The 19169-nt window shown below is 33.1% G+C and carries 14 protein-coding genes; 3 read left to right on the top strand and 11 right to left on the bottom strand.

The window, feature by feature from the left end:
* Positions 1-253: 253 nt before the first annotated feature.
* Together AB1282_RS09535 and AB1282_RS09530 are read right to left on the bottom strand one after the other, a co-directional pair.
* Entirely contained in the window at positions 254-1594 is a 1341-nt protein-coding gene (locus AB1282_RS09535; protein ID WP_429898976.1) for an APC family permease, read from the bottom strand.
* Between the two features lie 337 nt (positions 1595-1931).
* Positions 1932-3050: an alanine dehydrogenase gene (locus AB1282_RS09530; RefSeq protein ID WP_429898975.1), complete on the bottom strand. Its 1119-nt coding sequence runs from the start codon at positions 3048-3050 to the stop codon at positions 1932-1934.
* Positions 3051-3339: 289 nt separating this feature from the next.
* Between AB1282_RS09530 and AB1282_RS09525 the strand changes: the two genes are divergently transcribed.
* Entirely contained in the window at positions 3340-4995 is a 1656-nt protein-coding gene (locus AB1282_RS09525) for a PucR family transcriptional regulator (protein WP_429898974.1), read from the top strand.
* 689 nt (positions 4996-5684) lie between these two features.
* Here AB1282_RS09525 and AB1282_RS09520 read toward each other — a convergent pair.
* The 9 genes from AB1282_RS09520 to AB1282_RS09480 form a co-directional block, all read right to left on the bottom strand.
* Complete coding sequence (locus AB1282_RS09520) at positions 5685-6806, bottom strand: glycerate kinase (protein WP_429898973.1); 1122 nt, start codon at positions 6804-6806, stop codon at positions 5685-5687.
* A 12-nt stretch (positions 6807-6818) separates the two neighbouring features.
* The gene (locus tag AB1282_RS09515) at positions 6819-9041 is read right to left on the bottom strand and encodes a glycoside hydrolase family 65 protein (protein ID WP_429898972.1); all 2223 of its coding nucleotides are present in this window, start codon (positions 9039-9041) and stop codon (positions 6819-6821) included.
* Positions 9038-10072, bottom strand: a complete 1035-nt coding sequence (locus tag AB1282_RS09510) for a Gfo/Idh/MocA family protein (RefSeq protein ID WP_429901110.1) — start codon at positions 10070-10072, stop codon at positions 9038-9040. The genes AB1282_RS09515 and AB1282_RS09510 overlap by 4 nt, the downstream gene beginning before the upstream one ends.
* On the bottom strand, positions 10072-10884 hold the full coding sequence (locus AB1282_RS09505; RefSeq protein ID WP_429898971.1) for a sugar phosphate isomerase/epimerase family protein: 813 nt from the start codon (positions 10882-10884) through the stop codon (positions 10072-10074). Before AB1282_RS09505 ends, AB1282_RS09510 begins: the two co-directional genes overlap by 1 nt.
* A 66-nt stretch (positions 10885-10950) precedes the next feature.
* Entirely contained in the window at positions 10951-12009 is a 1059-nt protein-coding gene (locus tag AB1282_RS09500; protein ID WP_429898970.1) for a zinc-dependent alcohol dehydrogenase, read from the bottom strand.
* Positions 12010-12044: 35 nt separating this feature from the next.
* Positions 12045-12899: a carbohydrate ABC transporter permease gene (locus tag AB1282_RS09495; RefSeq protein WP_056467701.1), complete on the bottom strand. Its 855-nt coding sequence runs from the start codon at positions 12897-12899 to the stop codon at positions 12045-12047.
* Positions 12883-13767 (bottom strand): carbohydrate ABC transporter permease, encoded by an 885-nt coding sequence (locus tag AB1282_RS09490; RefSeq protein WP_056467704.1) that lies wholly within the window; start codon positions 13765-13767, stop codon positions 12883-12885. Before AB1282_RS09490 ends, AB1282_RS09495 begins: the two co-directional genes overlap by 17 nt.
* 147 nt (positions 13768-13914) lie before the next feature.
* Positions 13915-15201, bottom strand: coding sequence for an ABC transporter substrate-binding protein (locus AB1282_RS09485; protein ID WP_056467707.1), 1287 nt, complete (start codon positions 15199-15201; stop codon positions 13915-13917).
* Between the two features lie 11 nt (positions 15202-15212).
* Positions 15213-16895, bottom strand: a complete 1683-nt coding sequence (locus tag AB1282_RS09480) for a sugar phosphorylase (protein WP_056467710.1) — start codon at positions 16893-16895, stop codon at positions 15213-15215.
* A 490-nt stretch (positions 16896-17385) separates the two neighbouring features.
* On the opposite strand from AB1282_RS09480, the gene AB1282_RS09475 reads away from it, so the two are divergent.
* A complete protein-coding gene (locus AB1282_RS09475; RefSeq protein WP_056467712.1) occupies positions 17386-18405 on the top strand; it encodes a LacI family DNA-binding transcriptional regulator in 1020 nt (339 codons plus the stop codon).
* 22 nt (positions 18406-18427) lie between these two features.
* A complete protein-coding gene (pgmB, locus tag AB1282_RS09470) occupies positions 18428-19114 on the top strand; it encodes a beta-phosphoglucomutase (RefSeq protein WP_429898969.1) in 687 nt (228 codons plus the stop codon).
* The last annotated feature ends 55 nt before the right edge of the window (positions 19115-19169 follow it).

Genomic DNA, 19169 nt, shown 5'->3' with positions numbered 1-19169 from the left:
TTGTTAACCCGGTTTCCAGACGCTACCTCAATATACGAGCCATTTGCATAATTTCAAATTGAATTTTACTTATATTCCCTAGTCGCCTCAAGGAAACATTTATTTTTCTTGAGAAAATTTGTTCATTTTGGGTATACCCCAGACGAATTTTTAAAATGCTGTCACTTTAGATGTTATTTGCATGATAAATAATGATTTGGGATCCATGTACACACAAAGAAGGTTGGGCAAATTGCCCAACCTTCTAATTTTTTTAAACGCTTTCTTCTAATTTCAATTCCGGTGGTTGTTGTTTAAATCCTTTCGTCAATGCAAGTAAATAAATGAAACCTAGTATTACCCAACCTAATCCAAGTATTTTTGAGTGTATATCAAGATGAAAAAGTAGTACTATATCAAGAACGGCCCCAATAGCAGGAACAATTAAATATAAAATAATTCCTTTTAACGAACGCTCTCTATTTCTAATAAAATAATGGACAATTACTGCAATATTAACACTAGCATATGCAAGAAATGCCCCGAAATTAATGAATGATGCTACAAGATCTAAACTTAAAAATAAGGCAAGTAAAGAGAAAAGACTAATGATTAGAACATTATTTACAGGTGTTTTATATTTTGGGTGCAGGGTGCCGAAGAACCTTCTGGGTAACTGCTCATCCCGCCCCATCGTATAAAGGACTCGTGCACAACTGGCCTGAGATGACATAGCGCTCCCCAAAACAGCTAATGCATAAAGTGCAAGATATACAGAGTACAACGTCTTTCCACCGACAAGCGTAATAATTTCGTGAGCAGCCGAATCAGCATTTTGGAATGTGTTATAATCGGGCCAGACTAGGTATGAGAAATATGCAACACATGTAAAGATTAATCCACTAACAATAGTAACAAGAATAACAGCTCGAGGAATTGTTTTTTTAGGATTCACTGTCTCTTCTGCAAACGCTGTAATGGATTCAAATCCAAGGAAACAGAAGCTTAAAAGTGATGCTCCTGCTATTATAAAAGAAAGAGTTTCTTTCGAATTAAAGAATGGCTTAATTGAAATAAGAGAGGTTGTACCTTCTCCGCTAAAAACTTCCTTAATAGAGAACCCTATAAAAATAAGGATAAAAAGAAAAGCAAAAATCGTTAAAAGGGCATTTACACTTGTTGCAAAATTCAAACCTTTAATATTAATAAAAGTGACAATCAATAACATGCCAAGTATCCATACGTAATTTGGAATTGCCGGAAATGCAGCTGAGAAAAAGATACCAAAAGCCAGGTAATTTACCATTGGCAAAAATAAATAATCCATTAAGATTGCCCATCCAACAATAAATCCAACATGAGGGCTAATCGATTTTTGCGCATAAACATAAGCAGACCCAGAGGAGGGAAACGCAATTGACATCTTCCCGTAACTATAAGCAGTAAACATCATTACCAATAAAGCAACGATCATGGCTCCTGGAACTATACCATGGGAGACCTCAGCCGCAATACCATATGTAGTGAAAGCTGTAGTTAACCCCATAAATGAAAAACCAAACAAAACAACCGGAATGAGTGTCAATGTTCTATCCATTTTTCGTATGTCTGACATATAAAATACCTTCCCCTATTATCTGATTTAACCCTATTTAACTTTTTCCCACATGCTCCATAAATATTTACACTTAAAGAAAAAATAAATCCAATAAGATGCCAGTTATCAATCTAAATTATGTATCAAACTATAAAACGTGTTTCCCCATTTTTCCATGGTGAATTCCATCCTATAGAATGAAAAGTTCATTCGTGGAACATCTCACATTTATTATAACTCCTGAAAAATCTAAACTTTGGCATCTTTATGGAATTCTGATACTTTCTTTCGTTATAACTTACTCAATATCTAATTTCTACTGAAAATTGATGAAAATGCAAATATGAGGTTTTTCTTATTTAGCACATAGTAACATTTTTTTTATTTCTGTATATGGCATATTATTATTGATTCCAACTTCATGATGAACGACTTCACCATTCCAGGTGCTGATACAGTTTCTAACGATTTCATCTTTTTCTACAACATCCTTCAATCCCTGATTGGCAATATTCAAAATATAATGGCCAGTCGTCATCAACATTAAATTGGTTGAAGTTTGCGGACAGAGAGCAGGCATATTTGGGACACAGTAATGTAAGACTCCTTGCTCGTAATAAATCGGATCTTCTAAAGTCGTATAATGTGAGGTTTCAATTAACCCTACTCCTGTGATATCAATAATCATAGATTTATGTTTCATCTTACCTACCATTTCTCGTGTTACTAGAGATTTAGCTCCTGGCATCGGGTAAATTGTATTAATTAAAACATCGGTATGAATAAGTAATTCAGACAGTAAATCTTTATCCCACATTACAACATCCGCCTGTGGTAACTGTTTGGTTAAATAATCAATTCGATTCATCGATGCTTCTACGATTGTCACATTTAATCCGAGGCCCACGGCAACTTGTGCAGCATTGAATCCAGCATTCCCTCCACCAAGTATGACTACTTTGCTTGAGGGCAAGCCGGCCATTTTTCGTAGAAGTATTCCTGTTCCTCCATAACCGTACTGAGCATACTTTACTGCTTCAAGCATTGCTAATGTACCTGCAATTTCACTCATTGGTTTAATGGTAGGTCTAGTTCCATCAGGTAAAACAATTAATTCCATTGATAACGAAATTGTTTTTTTATCTAGTAATGCCTGTAGCATTTCATGATCCACATCTTCCGCCAAATGAAACCAAGCCATTACCATTTGATTTTCTCTAAGAAGACCGTATTCGTACGGTTGAAGTTCTTTCACTTTCACAACAAATTCTGCCTTCCCATATACTTCGTCAATCGTATCTACTACTTCGGCACCAGCGAAAATATATTCCTCATCTGGAAAACCACTACCTTTACCCGCCATGCTTTGTATTAACACTTTATGACCGGAGGCTGTTAATTTTTTTACCCATTTTGGGGTTAATCCAACCCTAGTCTCTGCTATTTTTAATTCTTTAGGAACTCCCACTATCATGGTAAACTCCCCTTCCTAGTTAATAATATTTTTGGAACTGTCTAAATTTTACAAAAAAATGACAGCCCTTTCATTAGACGTGGCGTTAAAATTTACATGCTAATTTTTTTACAACGGTTTTGTTTTGACCTTTTATGAAGTACATCTAAACGGTTGTGAATACAAAATTAAAAAAGGGGAGAAACGGTAATGGAGGATTATTTAACTGTATTGATAGATTTATACTTTCTATTATGTTTATGATAGAATTGTTATATTTGTAGCAATCAATTATGAGAGGGAGGTACATATGCAAGCTAATTTGACTCTTACAATACAAGATATTCTTAAGCGTCCACTCTTTTCCAAAGCTGAGGTAGTTGCAGGATCAAATGGGTTGAATCGTCAAGTCAAATGGACACATGTGCTTGAAATTCCCTATTTTGATGACACCATTTTTCAAGGGGGAGAACTGATCCTTTCCACTGGCTTTGGGTTTGAATGGAAAGACTCCTCTAACTCCTCATTTTTGTTAAATCTTATTGAACACAACGCATCATGTTTATGTATAGAACTTGGACACTACTTCGAAATCATCCCAGAAGAAATGATCGAGATGGCAAATAAGTATAACTTTCCGATCATTATATTTAGAGAACTTGTAAATTTTGTTGAAATTACGCAAGATCTACATTCGTTTATCGTTAATGCTCATCATTCGAAGTTGATTACATTGGATTCGCTTTCAAAAAAGTTCCAATCGTTTTCCCTTACTACGAACGGTGTTTCTAAAATTTTAAAGCTATTGCAAGAGAAGACAGAAACATACATTATCTATCTTCCTATAGAAGGAAAACCTTTTTCGATTCCACGATTAGAAAATGAATTCCAGGAATCCATAATTCAATATATTAACAAAAATAAAGAATGCTGGCACGAACGAATTCCAAATAATGCACCCGTCGAATGGAAGGCGTTAAACCATACTATTCTTATCCAACCCATAGGAGCAATGGACCAAACTTGGGGGTACCTTGTTATGGTTCTAGATCGAGAATCTGATGAATTTGATTTTCTAATCCTAGATCGTGCCTCTCTCGCAATTTCACAAGACTTATTGCGAAAACATTATTTAGATGAAAAACGATTACGATTAGAATCTGTATGGTTGGATGATCTGCTTTACAAACGTTTAAATAATGAGGAACAAGCTAAGGGATTTATTTCTTCAAAATTTAAACACTCATATTCTCTACGTTATCGAATCGTAATCATTGATATCCAAGATATTGTTCACCCATCTTCATTAAGTTTATTGGATGAAGATCCTGACAATGTGATTTATCATTATTCTTTAAAAATTCGATCTGAGTTCGTAAAAAGGTCTTTTACATCCTATATCACATCAATAAGAAATCAGATAATCGTATTAGCTATTGATCTGGATAAAGCTGAATCCTCTAAGGCTCGATTCCTAAAAGTGATCGATACATTGCTAAATGTTAAAGTGGGGGAGTCTGCTCAAATCAGTATAGGCGTTGGACGACAATATCAGTTACTTACAGATGCTCATAATGGCTATCGAGAAGCACAGGCAGCATTAAATTATCGAACACTTTCATCAAGTGTTTTTTATGAGGATCTTGGTATATTTCGTCTTCTTCTCTTGATTCAGCAGGATCAAGAGACCGCCAACTTTATTGAGGACTACCTCTCACCTTTAATTGATTACGATAAGAAATACGGTACGGAATTGATTCTAACTTTAACAAAATACTTTGAATTTGAACGTTCTAAGCAGCTTACAGCTCAATATTTAGATACAGTAAGACAAACTATTTATTATCGACTTGAAAAAATAAAACAAATTATTGGTTTTGATTTTGATCTGCCAGAGAACAGATTAAACACTGAAATAGCATTGAAAGCCTATCAACTATTACAAAGAGGTGTACTTACAAAGTAAATGTATTAAATGGCCCAAATGCTAGGGGGTGAAACGTTTCCTTTTTAATTCTAGTTATTTCATTAAAGGGTGCTTTAGCTCAATAAAAAGATCGACATTTTAGTCGATCTTTTTTTGTTGCACAAAAGGCATCAATGTTAACAAGAAATTGTAAAAATAATGTAATTTAATAATAATTAAGTAAATTTTCTTTTAAGATGATAGTGTATAAATAGCATGTTTATACTGATAAGGTATAACAAAAAAGAATTTTTAGAGACTTAATATTATGAATCAATACCTTGGTATTTGCGAGATAAGATTATTACTACTATTTGTTTTATAGTTCCACCAATTGCTTATATAATTATTGTGACTAATAAAAAAATCAAGTCATACAAAGTACATCGAACACTTAACAGTGGCTACTTTTATATTAAGTCTATGGATGTTAAAATTTTTACCGGGTTATTTGAATACTGCAATTATTTTCACATTATTGATAGGCTATTACATTAGTAAATTCATAAATAATAACTAGTTTTCGATAAGAAAATAATGCCTTTGCTATTTAAATGAACCACATTTGTTATACGCTATTTACTCATGAGTCATCATGGATCAAAAATCAACAATTTACTTTAACAGAGCCAAAATAAAAAATAAAAGCAGAAAACTCTTCCAAAGTTTTTCTGCTTTTTTATTTTCAATTATTTTAGCAAAATAGCTATATTTCTCGCAGTTCTTTCAATATTTTCAAATGCGTTCTTCATAACATCTTCAATCGGTAAGATTGCAGGAATTGTAGGAAAAATGGCATCGATTCCGTGTTTATACATTTCCTCTATTCCATCACCTATACTTCCACAAATGGCAATTACTTTCGCATTAGATGGGGCACAAGCAGCCGCCCCAACAGGTGCCTTACCAAAAATTGTTTGTCCATCCATTCTGCCTTCTCCTACAATTATGATGTCAGCATCCTTACATATTTCTTTAACATTTAATTGTTCAAGAACCAGTTCGATCCCTTTTTTGATTGAAGCATTTGCGAATAGCATTAGGCCTGCACCCATGCCCCCACCAGCTCCACTACCGGGGAACTCTGAGACAGATTTATTTAGATAATCCTCGGCAATCTGATAGAAATTTCCCATTGCTTCATCCATTGTAGCTAATTGTTCCTCAGAAAGTCCTTTCTGTGGTCCAAATATATAGGTTGCTCCATTTCTACCAATCAATGGATTAACAACATCTGCCGCAATCGTGATTTTCACATTATCTAGTAGTGGTGGCTTGTTTTCATCAGACATTGAAGCTACTTTTAGCAATGCCTCACCATTACATTCAATTTCCCCACCATTTTGATCGAAGAATTGGTAGCCTAACGCTTGAGCCATCCCAATCCCACCATCATTTGTTGAGCTACCTCCAACACCAACAATAAGCTCAGAAGCTCCACGCTCAATAGCATAAAGAATTAATTCGCCAACACCAAAAGAAGTAGTTTGTAATGGATCACGTTTTTCAAGTGGTACAAGATGCAAACCACAAGCTTCAGCCATTTCGATAAATGCCGTTTTATTATCCTTAGAAAATGCAATTTTAGCTTGAACAGTTTCATTAAGTGGGCCTGTTACATTAATGGTCTCTACTTCTCCACCATTTGAAGCGATTAAAGCTTGAACAGTGCCCTCCCCTCCGTCAGCCAATGGTAATAAATGATACTCTGCATTCGGGAATACGGTATGAAAGCCTTTATGAATGGCATTAGCTACATTCGTTGCATCCAAGCTTTCTTTAAAGGAATCCGGTAATATAACTACTTTCATTTGTCCTCCTCCTTAAAGTGAAGCGATAATTTGATCTGTTAAGTTAAATAATTCTCCGTTAATTTCAATCGCAACTTCTGTATCAGTTTGTTTAGTCACCGTTACAGATTCGTGCGTAATTGAAATCTCAAGATTTATACCTTGCCAATGGAGCGGGAAAGAAAGTTTGTCCCAATTTTTAGGTAAGTTTGGATTAATCTTTAACTTATTAGCTTCCACCGTAATGTTTGCAAAACCAAAGATTGTTGCTAACCAATTAGCACCTAGAGATGCTGCATGAATTCCTTCATCGGATGACTTCGGATTAGGTCCTAAATCGATTAAGCAAGCTTCTTGAAAAAGTCGATAAGCATTTTCTTTTTCGCCATATCTTGCAGCAACAATTGCATGAATCGCTTTACTAAGTGATGAATCATGAATTGTATGCTCCTCATAATAATGCAAATTCTTTTTGATTACATCTTCTTCAAATAAATTTGGGAATAGATATAGTAACATAACTACATCGGCCTGTTTTAAAATCTGCATCTCATTTATTTCTTGTCGTGAATAATCAAAGAGTATTGCCTGACTACCTTGTGTCTGTTTATAAATCGATAAATCAATCTCAGGTTTTGTTAAAAATGTATCATCCTGTGGAATAATCTTGTCTTCGTTTGGTTGTGGTAAGTAAAGTCGATTTAAAAAGTCATTTCCGCTCTTTACTAGGTCTTCTTCGATTTTATTATATTTTTCCATATAGCATAATGCTTGTTGAACATTATAATAAGCCATATAGTTCGTATAAGCATTGTTGTTAATATGTTCTGTATATTCATCTGGTCCAATTACATCATTAATTGAAAGTAGTTCATTTTCAGCAGTCGTACGACTAATCCAAAAACGTGCAGTTTCCTTTAACAATTCTAAACCTTCATTTGCCATAAATACTTCATCATGTGTATTTTCATAGTATTGACATACTGCAAATGCAATATCAGCTACAATATGATGCTCAGCTATAGACGAAGCAACCTTTTGACGAGTACCAGTTAATATATTAATAGCTGCATATTCAGGAGTTTCCTCCATTCCAGAGTATGCACTTTCCCATGGGAAAAGAGCTCCAGCATAACCATTTTTAGTAGCCTTATCTTTTGCTTCTTTTATATGAAGATATCGATATGTTAATAATTTTCTTGCTACTTCTGGTTCAGTGAATAAGTGAAAAGGTGCAATAAAAATTTCCGTATCCCAAAATACATGTCCTTTGTATCCTTCACCTGTTAAACCTTTTGCTCCAACACTAAATCTTTCATCATGTGATGGTGTCATTATTTCAATATGGTAAAGTGAAAAGTCTATTGCGATTTGATCAATCTCTTCCTTTGAAGAAATGCTAACACGCTTTTGTTCCCAAAAATGATTCCACTTAATAGCTGAACTTTCTAGTAGACGATCGTATCCAACTGAACTATTGTCTTGAACAGCCTGAATACTAGCTTGTGCAGGTTCTTGTTCTAACTTATCAATTGAAGTATAGACTGCACTTATTTTTTCTAATTCGAACGGCTGATCAACGGTTAAATCTTGTTTAATGATTGCCATAAGTTGACGATTCTTTGCCACAAAAGAAACATCACTAGTTCTAGGTACATTACACGAAGTTGCTAAAGCGATTGTATGATTACTTTCAGTCGTTCTATATACAGCATGCATTATTTTTTTATCGATTACACGAATATTTTCTTCTAAAAGGTGTTGCTTTCCAAAATTGGACGTTTGTGCATCAATACCAGTTGTTATTTTAATTGATGCATCGCAATCCAAACTAATCACAGTAATTTTTGATGCAAGTAAATGTAAATTATCTTTTGAAACAAACCGTTGAAATTTTAAACAAAAACGGTTACCATCTTTGTTTTTCCATACGACTTCTCTTGTTAGTTCACCTTTTTGCATATTTAAAATACGCTTATAAGATAGGATTTCACCTGTAAGGACAGAAAAAATCTCACCATTTATTTCAATTTTCATACCAATTAGATCTGGTAAATTTACGATTTCTGTAACATCATTTGTTGTGAATTTATTATAAACCCCTGCTACGTACATTCCTCGAGTTTGTTCTGAATAATATTCCTCATGACTTGCTCGTAAACCTAAATAGCCATTTCCTAAAGCCATAATCGTTGCGTACTTATTAATAGATTGTAAATCAAATTTATTTTCGTTAATTACATTTACTTCTTTCATAAAGATATACTCTCACCTTTTTCAGCTGATTGATAGATCGCTTCAACAAGTTGTTGGATAGCATAACCTTGTTTTCCATCTGCTATCATAACATTCTGTCCTAGACAACGATTAACAAAGGCTGCCATACTTTTCATATGACGGTCAGGGTCAGCCTCTTCTCTCTTTAATATAGTTACAAGCTCTCCTTTTTCATCTGTATAGATTTCAGCTGGGAACATTGTTGCACCAGCTTCTTCTCCACATAGTTCTACATTCATTTCTGATTTTTCTTTTATATTTAATGCAAAAGATGTTTCAAGCTGAATTAAACATCCATTCTCTAACTCTATATAAGAAAATAAAGCATCTTCTACTTCAAATTTTGATGGGTCCCATTTACCAAATGCACCTTCATCTTTCTTAGTACCAATCTTTTGAAACATTTTTGCTGTAACTTTCTTTACTTTTGGATAATTCATAACGAAAAGTGCAGCATCAAGCATATGAATTCCTAAATCGATTAGAGGTCCCCCACCTTGAATTTCTTTATTAGTAAAGCTACCCCATCCAGGAATTCCATTTCGTCTTAAAGCTTTTACTTTTACAAAATAAATTTGACCTAATAAACCTTGATCTATTTTTTCTTTTATAATCGTTACGTCATCAGCAAATCTATGATGAAAGTCATAAGCAAGGATAAGCCCTTTTTCTAAAGCTGTTTCATACATTTTTCTTGCATCCTCTGCCAAAATTGCAGGAGGTTTTTCACAAAAAACATGACAATTATTTTCTAACGCCTGCATTACATTATCAAAATGAAATTTATTCGGAGTGCAAACACTTACAATTTCCGGTTTTTCATTCGCATACATTTCAGCAGCATCCGTGTAATAGTTAGGAATCTCATTACGCTCTGCAAAGCTCTTTAATGCTTTCTCATTTATACCGACTACGGCAACTATTTCTAAATCTTCTCTAGTTTTATAGTAAGCAACGTGAACTTTTTCAGCCATTTGGCCCCCGCCTATAATAGCTACTTTCTTTTTAATCACAGTGCTTCACCTTTTAAGTTTAAAGCTTCTTTTATATGATGAAATGCTTTAATATATTCATCTTCTAAGTTATTTCCTCTTACACGACATTCAAATGTTAAAAAGCCTTCGTACTCATCTTCTTTAAGTTGGTCAAAATACTTTTTAAAATCAAGAGATCCACTTCCTGGTTGGAAACGGTGGTTATCTGCGATGTGAATATGTTTAACTAAATCACGATTAGCGTGAAGTGCCTCAGAAATACCATCTTCTTCAATATTCATATGATAAAAATCTGCAATGATTTTGACGTTTTTAAACTGATTATCTTCAATATATTTACGTGCATCAGCTAAAGTATTAATCATATGATCTTGATAGCGATTTAAAGGTTCTAAGTAAATAGTCGTTCCAGTTTCACCAGCCACTTTATCTAGAAAAACTAGTGATTCAGTAACTGCTTTGCGATCTCCTTCTAGACTTCTTGGAGAAGACATAGGTGGTAATCGGAATGTAAACATTCCCCAAGCTGCAGGTACAACGATACCTTTTCCTCCAACTTCTTTTAAAGCTTTTAGAATTTCTTCAATATCTGCTAAACCTTTTAAACGACGCTCTTCAATAAAATCACCAATCCAACCATAATAACCACCACAAGCTGTCGTTACCGGTAAGCCAGTCTCAGCGATTGCTTGTTTAACTTCTTCTAAATTATCAACTAAATACTTGCCATCGATTTCAAAACCTTCAAAACCAATTTCTTTTAAGTATTTAAATTTTTCTTTAATATTTTCTGGAAAAAATGCTTGATTTTGTGTTCCAATTTTCAACGAAATCCACTCCTAAACAGAAGGGAGTGTAATACACTCCCATGATTTTAATGATTGATATTCTTATTATTTTTTAAATTGAACACCCATCTTAATGCTTAGCTCGGGCTTTTGATCAACAAACTCCATATATGATTCAGCTACTTCTTCAAATGAAACAACTGGTTCAATTAAATCTTCACAATTTAAGTAACCATTCATTAATAATTCCCAACAAGTATTTTCGATTCGTTTACGTGACCAACGTGGATAATCCGGGTTTGGTTCACTACTACCTCTTGAAAATACAATTTTAGCATTGTTAAAATGTGCTTCACGACCAAGGTTAAATCCTTCTGGGAAAGGTTTAGCAAATGCGATATAAGAAATTGTTCCACCGTATGCAATTCCTCTTAGTGCTGCTTGCAGTGAACTTGATACACCACTTGTTTCAATGATTGAATCTGCACCTAATTTATTAGTAATTTTTTTAATTTCATATCCTAAATCGCAGTTAATTGGATCGAAGCAATAATCCGCTCCATTTTTTAACGCGATATCGCATCTATGTTGCAATGGATCTACACCAATTACAATACCAGCGCCAGCTTTCTTTGCTAATTGAATTGCAATTTGTCCAATCGCACCTAAACCGACAACTACTACATAATCACCTGCTCTAACATTTGCGTCTCTAACACCGCTCATCGCAAATTGTGCTGGGTCATAATAAACGGCATTCTTCCATGTAGAACCTTCTGGCATTTTTCGTAATTTATAGTTATCTACAGCATTAACAATTACAGTTTCCATAATTGGACCATAAGTACAAACTTGATCACCTAATTTATACTCAGTCACTTCATCACCAATTTCACAAATGCTACCCACAACCATATTTCCTAATTGAAATTCTCCAAATACGATTCCGCGTGCAGAGCCTTCTTCACGTGGCATAAACATTTTCCACTCTTCATTGAACTCCTCATCAATAAATGGGCTAAGTCCTCTAAAATCAACCACTTCCGTACCATGCTTTGGTGATGCGAACTCTACTTTAATTTTTACTTCATTAGGTTGTACTGGGCGATCTTCGTACTCGACTAATGCTGCAACTCTCGGTTCAACTGCTACTAATTTTTTCATATTATTTCATCCTTTCAGTAAAAAATTGTTTCGAATTAACCTTTAACTCCACCTTCAGTTAAGTTTCCTTTTATAAAGTGCTCGGATAATGCATACATAATAACTACCGGTAAAGCAGTAACTAAAGATGCTGCCATCATACGACCCCACACATAATCTGGTGTACTAAATAAAGTATTTAAACCGATTGGTAACGTAAAGTTTTCTGAACTTGATAAGAAAATTGATGCAAATAAATAATCATTCCATGCAATCATAAATGCATATACGAAAACAGATACGATCCCTGATATTGACAAAGGAATAATAATATAGAAGATTATTTTTAAGCGACTAAGACCATCAATCATAGCCGCTTCTTCTAAATCTTCAGGTATTGTATCGAAATAACTCCTTAACATAAAAATCGCTGTTGGAAGAGTTTGCACAATCATCGTAATAATCAATGCAATTTTTGTATCATATAAGCCAAAGCCAGATATTATTTTGAATAAAGGAACTACTAGTAAAATCCCTGAAAACATATATACAGTGTAAAAACTAGCATTAATCGTGACTCTTCCTTTAAATTTCAGTTTCGATAATGCGTACGCTCCTAATATTCCAAGTACTACTGATAATGAAGCTGCTATTATTGAAACGATTAAACTATTTTTGAAGTAGTTTAAATATGGGAAAATTGTTGGGTTAAAAATGTCAATATAATGCTGGAAAGTCCATTCATGTGGCAATATTGTCGGATTTGTTGCAATTGCTTCTTTTGAACTTTTTAATGACGTCATTAGCATAATAAAGAATGGAAATAACATGATCCCTAGTATTAGAATCAGCACAACGTAGAAACCAGTTTTCTTAATAATTTTATTTCTTTTGCTACTTACTGCTGCCATTTAAGTTCACCCTCTTTCTTGATACGATAATAACAATGAATAAGATAATGAATAAGATTACTGAAATTGACGATGCTTTTCCTAAATTATTGAAAGCAAACGCTGTTTCATATAAATAAATACCTAAAATATTTACTTTGTTTGTTAATAAGTAAACATCTGTAAACATGTAGAACATCCAAATAAATCGTAAAGTTACAACCGTTAGTAATACCGGCATAATCGCTGGTAAAGTTACAACTTTAAACTTTTGCCAAAGTGAAGCCCCATCAATATCAGCAGCTTCGTATAATGTTTTATCAATCGTTTGCAAGATTGCTAAAAACGAAATAAACGCATAAGGGAAATACTTCCAAATTGCAAAAACGACTACAACTATAAAACTACTAACTGGATTGTCAAACCATAATGGTGCACTTTTAAAAAGATGGAAAACATCCGTACCTAAGTAATTAATAATCCCATATGAGTTATTAAACATATATTTCCAAGCAAAAACTAATGAAATAGATGGCGTTACATAAGATAAGATAATTAAAGACCTGGCAGTTTTACGAAACTTAAATGGTCGATTAAAGAATAACGCAACACCTAGACCAACTACAGTACTACCAACTACAGTTAAAACTGTATATAGAATGGTAATTCCTAAAGATTTATAAAACTCAATATCTTTTATAACATCCGTGTAATGAGACAAACCAACAAACTTAGCTGGTAATCTAGGGTTAATTGGCTGATCAAAGAAACTTATTTTAATATTAGATAACATCGGATAAGCAACAAGTAATAATAGTAGGAAAATACTTGGTAAAAGCAGTACCATTGCTAGCTTTATATCAGATTTTTTTCGGACAATCGGTTTCATACTACCTCCTAAAATACAATCTACTCTCTCATTTAATAGATTGGTGATAAAGAAAAGTTGTTTAAAAAGCAACTTAGCTTGCTTTTCAAGCGTTCGTTCTTCTTAAACAACTTTCAGTAATTAAGAAATTTAAATTGAATTAAAAGTTTATTTAATTACACCTTTTAATTTTTCTCCCGCTTCTTTAATAGCAGAATCTACGCTTTTTCCACCAACAGTCACTTCATTAATTAATTTAGCAACTGCTCCTGAGCTTGTAACATCACCCATTTTTAAGAAGTTCTTGTTATCAACAAGACCAAATACTTGAATGTTATCAAACGCGCTTGCGATTTCAGTTGAAAGTTCACCAAATGAATTTACAACTTTATTTTCTTTATATTCTTTGCTTTCTGTTACATCTTTATTTACTGGTTGAGATCCACCTGGAGACATTAATACTAACTTCGTATTATTTTCAGGTTTTGCCATAAACTCTACTAATTTTTCTGCTGCAGCTTTTTGGTCATCATCTAAACCAGAAGAAATCGTGTAAGCAGAAACTGTTCCATAAACTGCTTTTGTTTTTTCAGTTGGAATTACAAATCCAATATTGTTTGTTTTTCCTTCTTCATATACTGAAGGAAGAATGTAAGTAGAATAGACAGCCATTGGAGCAGATCCATTCATGAAAGCATCTTTTACTTCTGTAACATCATTAGAACCTGGCATTGTGTATTTTGATAATTCTTTGTAGTAATTTATAGCTTCTTTCATTTCCGGTGTATCTAATGTTAAATTACCTTTGCTATCGAACATATTTGCATTGTTTGATAAAGCGAATTGTGAGAAGGCTTGCTCAGAAAAACCACCTTCAACAGTTGGAAGTGCAATACCGTATTTTTTACTTCCACTATTCGTAAATGACTTTGCAATCTTTAAAACATCATCCCAGTTTTTAGGTTCTGTGAATCCCTTGTCCGCAAGCATTTGCTTGTTATACCAAATTCCTTGTACCCAACCACTAATAGGAACACCTGTATAATTTTTGCCGTCCTCAGTTTTTAAAAGCTTTAACGCACCTTCATAATACTTATCTTCCCCAACTTTAGAGATGACAGATTTAACTGCATCTTTATCAATTAATTCGTCCTTGTCCATAACTTTTGCATAGTCTTGTCCAACTTCAATTACTGCTGGAAGTTTACCAGAGCTTGCTAATGTTACAACCTTTGTATTGTAAGCATCTTCCTCAACTGGAACTTGCTTTACTTTAATATTTGGATTTGCTTTTTCAAATTTTGAAATTAAGTCTGTAATAACTGCTAATCTTTCTTGTTCAACAGAAGAATGCATAAATTCGATCGTTACTTTACCATTCTCTTTCTTACCACCACAAGCTGTTAATCCAACAGCTAACATTAAAACCAAGAACATACTTAGAAATTTCTTCATTGTTCTTCCTCCTAATTTACTGGTTTTAACCAAATGTATTGATATGGATCTAAAGAAATAGATTCATTAAATTCTTCAACTTCTTCAGTTAAAATATTTAAATACTTTCCATTGAAACTGCATAAAGCTTTTTCATTTGATAGATTATGAAGAATGACAATGCTATCTTTTTCACCTACTCGTTTAATAGCGAATACATTTTCATTTAGATCAAGTACTTCCATTTTTGCATTTGGATTAAATAGTTTTTCTTCTTTACGTACTTGAATAATATTTGTAAGTTCTGTAAAAATCTTATTTCTTAATGATCCAACTTCATTTAATTCTTTTTCAATTTCAACAAATGAATATTTTTGACGATTAATCGAACGATTCATACCTGTTCTTTCTACAGCTGCATAATCATTTCTTGAACCAAGCATACTTTGAATATAAATTGCCGGTACTCCTTGGAATGTTAATAAAATTGAATGTGCCAATAAGAATTTCTTTACTCTTAGATCATCACTTGATGATTGTTTATTTAAAGCATCTAAGTACGTTACATTAATTTCATATGGACTTTCAGTACCATCTGAATTTTTCTTATAATTTACTAGTGCACCTTCTACTTTTAAATCTTCTACTAATGAAAGTATTTCTTCTTCAGGGATAATTCCACGAATCGGATTTAAACCAATTCCATCATGAGATGCCAAGAAGTTGAAGAAGGTTGTTTCTTCTCCAGATCCTTCAAGATTTTTTGCCCAATTTGTTAATGCACTTCCATTCCCTTTATGAAGTGAGTATAAAACTAATGGAGGCAGTGGAAATTGGTAAACCATATGTGCCTCATCATGTCCGTTACCGAAATAAGAAATATTATCTAAATGAGGTACATTTGTTTCAGTAATCATGACTGTACCTTTTGCAGCTTCATCTAATAAATCACGGAATAATTTAACGATTTCATGTGTTTTTTCAAGATGGATACAAGAAGTTCCAACTTCTTTCCACATATATCCTACAGCATCAAGTCTTACATATTCTGCTCCTTGTTCCAGGTAAAACAGTAAAACATCAACCATATCTAATAAAACTTGTGGATTACTAAAGTTCAAATCAATTTGATCATCACTAAAAGTTGTCCAAATGTATTTTTCCTCACCATTCGCTAATTTAAACTTTGATAGCAATGGAAGTGCTCTAGGTCTAGTTACTGAGCTTAAATCAATTGATGGATCCATTTCGACGAAGTAATCTTTATATTTTGAATCACCATTTAAATAGCCTTGGAACCATTCACTCTTACTAGAAATGTGATTACATACATAATCAAACATGATTCTCGCTGATTTTGATAAATTCTCAATATGTGACCATTCTCCTAAATCTGGATTTACTTTTTTATAGTCAACTACTGAAAAACCATCATCGGATGTATAAGGATAAAAAGGTAAAATATGAACAAGTTCAAATTTATTTGCCAAATGTTCATCAAACATTTTTTTAAACGTTTCTAATGTTGCTTTTCCCTCTTCTTGGAACTGATCACCATAAGTAATTAAAACAACATCTGACTCATCCCAATTTTGTTTTCTTTTTTTCGTAATTTTCAATTTAGCTTCTTTAATTCGTTTCTCTATTAAGCTATTAATCTGATCTATGTCTTCATTTTCATAAATAAAAGCTAATCTTTCTTTTATTTTACTCATATGATTCCTCCTTGTGGTATCGCTCCCACAGAGATGTAAAAAAAATTGGTACATGACTGGTACCGCTCCCAAATTCAATATATTATAGAAAGCGCTTACTGTCAATTTAAAATATTTATAAAAATTCACTTTTTTATTAACAATCAATTTACTTTAATAGAATAATTTAAAGCGTTTTATATTTAAATTAGTATTGCTACTTTTTTCTATTCTCCCTATAATTGCCCTAGTAATGTTTACAACATAAAACAAGTTTAATTTTACTATTCGCTGTTCACAGTCTTGACAAATTTTAAAATAAATCGTTACTATCAATGTATATTATGAACGATATTTTTTTGGAAGCCGCTCCTAGCTATTCGTTACAAAAAAATATTTTGATATAATTTTATTCGAACATTACAGGTTCTTTACTTTTTAAAAATAATTTATAACGATAAAATGTAAACGTTTTTACTAAAATCACTTTAAACAAGAATGGAGTATACAAATGGGCCCTACTATTTATGATATTGCTCGTGTAGCTAACGTTTCAAAGTCCACTGTATCTCGAGTACTAAATAATAAAGATAATATTTCAGAAGAAAGTCGTAATCGAGTAATGAAGGCAATTGAAGAATTAAATTATCAACCAAATAAATTAGCTCGAGCACTTACATCATCAGGTTTTGATGCAATATTGGTAATGTCTCGTTCTACGAAAACAACTGCCGGAAACACGTTTTTCTCTGAAATTATTCACTCTATATCAACGAGATCAGAAGTAGAAAATTTCGATGTCATTATTCAGACATCTAAAAATAGCAAAGATGAGTTAAATAAATGTATCGAGAAAATTCGTGGGAAAATGATTAAGGGAATTCTAATGCTGAGTTCACCTGCAAATGAAGACTTTTTCAAAGAATTAGATAAATATGAAATTCCAGTAGTAGTTATTGGAAGAGTAGAAGGACATTATCAACATATTTATTCAGTAGATACTGATAATTTTAATGATAGCTATCAATTAGTCCAACACTTAATCGATCAAGGACACACAGACATTGCATGTCTTCATTCTTCTCTCGATTACCATGTATCGATTGACAGATTGGAAGGATATAAAAAATGTCTAATCGATAACGGAATTCCTCTTCGACCTGATCGAATTATTGATAGTGGTTATACAATGGAAAGTGCATATGAAGTTTCAGAATCACTTTTGAAATCTAAAGATCTACCTACAGCAATTTTTGCAATAGACGATCTAAAAGTTATTGGACTTTATAATACCACTGCCAAGTTAGGAATATCTATTCCGAAAGATATATCAATTATTGGATATAATAATGGGATTTTTTCACCTTTATTCTCACCACCTTTAACAGGGATTGAAATTCCGATTATGAAGCTTGGTGAAATAGCTACAGACTTACTGTTTAAACGAATAAAAAATGAACCTGAAAAATCAGAGCATATTATTGTTCCAACAAAGTTAGTCGAACGAAAATCAGTTGCCAAAATAAATTGATTGAAGTAATGGGGGTACCATTTTGAATAAACAAATTGAAGCGATAATTTTTGACTTAGATGGTGTAATTACTGATACTGCTGAATTTCATTATTTAGCATGGAAAAAACTAGGTGAAGACTTAGGAATTCCTTTTGACCGAGAGTTTAATGAATCGCTAAAAGGAGTAAGCCGAACTGATTCCTTAGAAAGAATTCTGAAATTAGGAAACAGACAAAAAGAGTTCTCCGGAGCTGAAAAAAATGAGTTAGCAACGAAAAAGAATGCTCATTATGTTGAACTAATCCGTAATATTTCTGAAAAAGATCTATTACCAGGAATCGAATCTTTCTTAATTCAAATCAAAAAAGCAGGCATTAAAATTGCAATGGCTTCAGCTTCAAAGAATGCATTAATGGTTGCTAATGCTTTAGGAATTACCTCGTATTTTGATCATATAGTTGACGCTGCAACGGTCGCTAATTCAAAACCAGATCCAGAAGTATTTCTAAAAGCTGCTAAAGCAGTTTCGGCTAACCCTGTAAACTGTATCGGTGTAGAGGATGCAGCTGCAGGAGTCGATGCGATTAATGCTGCAAATATGTTCTCTGTTGCAATTGGAGATTCAACTATTTTAAGTCATGCAAATTTTGTTTTATCATCAACAGAAGAGTTAGAGCTTAATAGAATTATTGATAAGTATTTAGCATCACAAATTATACAAGAATAATTTTTTACCTAGATAACCAAAAAAAAACGAAAATCTCATTTTAAAGATTTTCGTT

The organism is Gottfriedia sp. S16(2024), from assembly GCF_050473765.1.
In the GTDB taxonomy this organism is placed as follows: domain Bacteria; phylum Bacillota; class Bacilli; order Bacillales; family Bacillaceae_G; genus Gottfriedia.
The sequence above is the reverse complement of the archived record's forward strand: the minus strand, read 5'-3'. Positions and strand labels throughout refer to the sequence as shown.

Bases quoted from the DNA above. Each gene is read 5' to 3' on its own strand.
- AB1282_RS09475 (WP_056467712.1), top strand. From the start codon at position 17,386: ATGGGCCCTACTATTTATGATATTGCTCGTGTAGCTAACGTTTCAAAG.
- AB1282_RS09495 (WP_056467701.1), bottom strand. From the start codon at position 12,899: ATGGCAGCAGTAAGTAGCAAAAGAAATAAAATTATTAAGAAAACTGGT.
- AB1282_RS09480 (WP_056467710.1), bottom strand. From the start codon at position 16,895: ATGAGTAAAATAAAAGAAAGATTAGCTTTTATTTATGAAAATGAAGAC.
- AB1282_RS09520 (WP_429898973.1), bottom strand. From the start codon at position 6,806: ATGAAAGTAGTTATATTACCGGATTCCTTTAAAGAAAGCTTGGATGCA.
- AB1282_RS09535 (WP_429898976.1), bottom strand. From the start codon at position 1,594: ATGTCAGACATACGAAAAATGGATAGAACATTGACACTCATTCCGGTT.
- AB1282_RS09485 (WP_056467707.1), bottom strand. From the start codon at position 15,201: ATGAAGAAATTTCTAAGTATGTTCTTGGTTTTAATGTTAGCTGTTGGA.
- AB1282_RS09525 (WP_429898974.1), top strand. From the start codon at position 3,340: ATGCAAGCTAATTTGACTCTTACAATACAAGATATTCTTAAGCGTCCA.
- AB1282_RS09530 (WP_429898975.1), bottom strand. From the start codon at position 3,050: ATGATAGTGGGAGTTCCTAAAGAATTAAAAATAGCAGAGACTAGGGTT.
- AB1282_RS09515 (WP_429898972.1), bottom strand. From the start codon at position 9,041: ATGAAAGAAGTAAATGTAATTAACGAAAATAAATTTGATTTACAATCT.
- AB1282_RS09500 (WP_429898970.1), bottom strand. From the start codon at position 12,009: ATGAAAAAATTAGTAGCAGTTGAACCGAGAGTTGCAGCATTAGTCGAG.
- AB1282_RS09490 (WP_056467704.1), bottom strand. From the start codon at position 13,767: ATGAAACCGATTGTCCGAAAAAAATCTGATATAAAGCTAGCAATGGTA.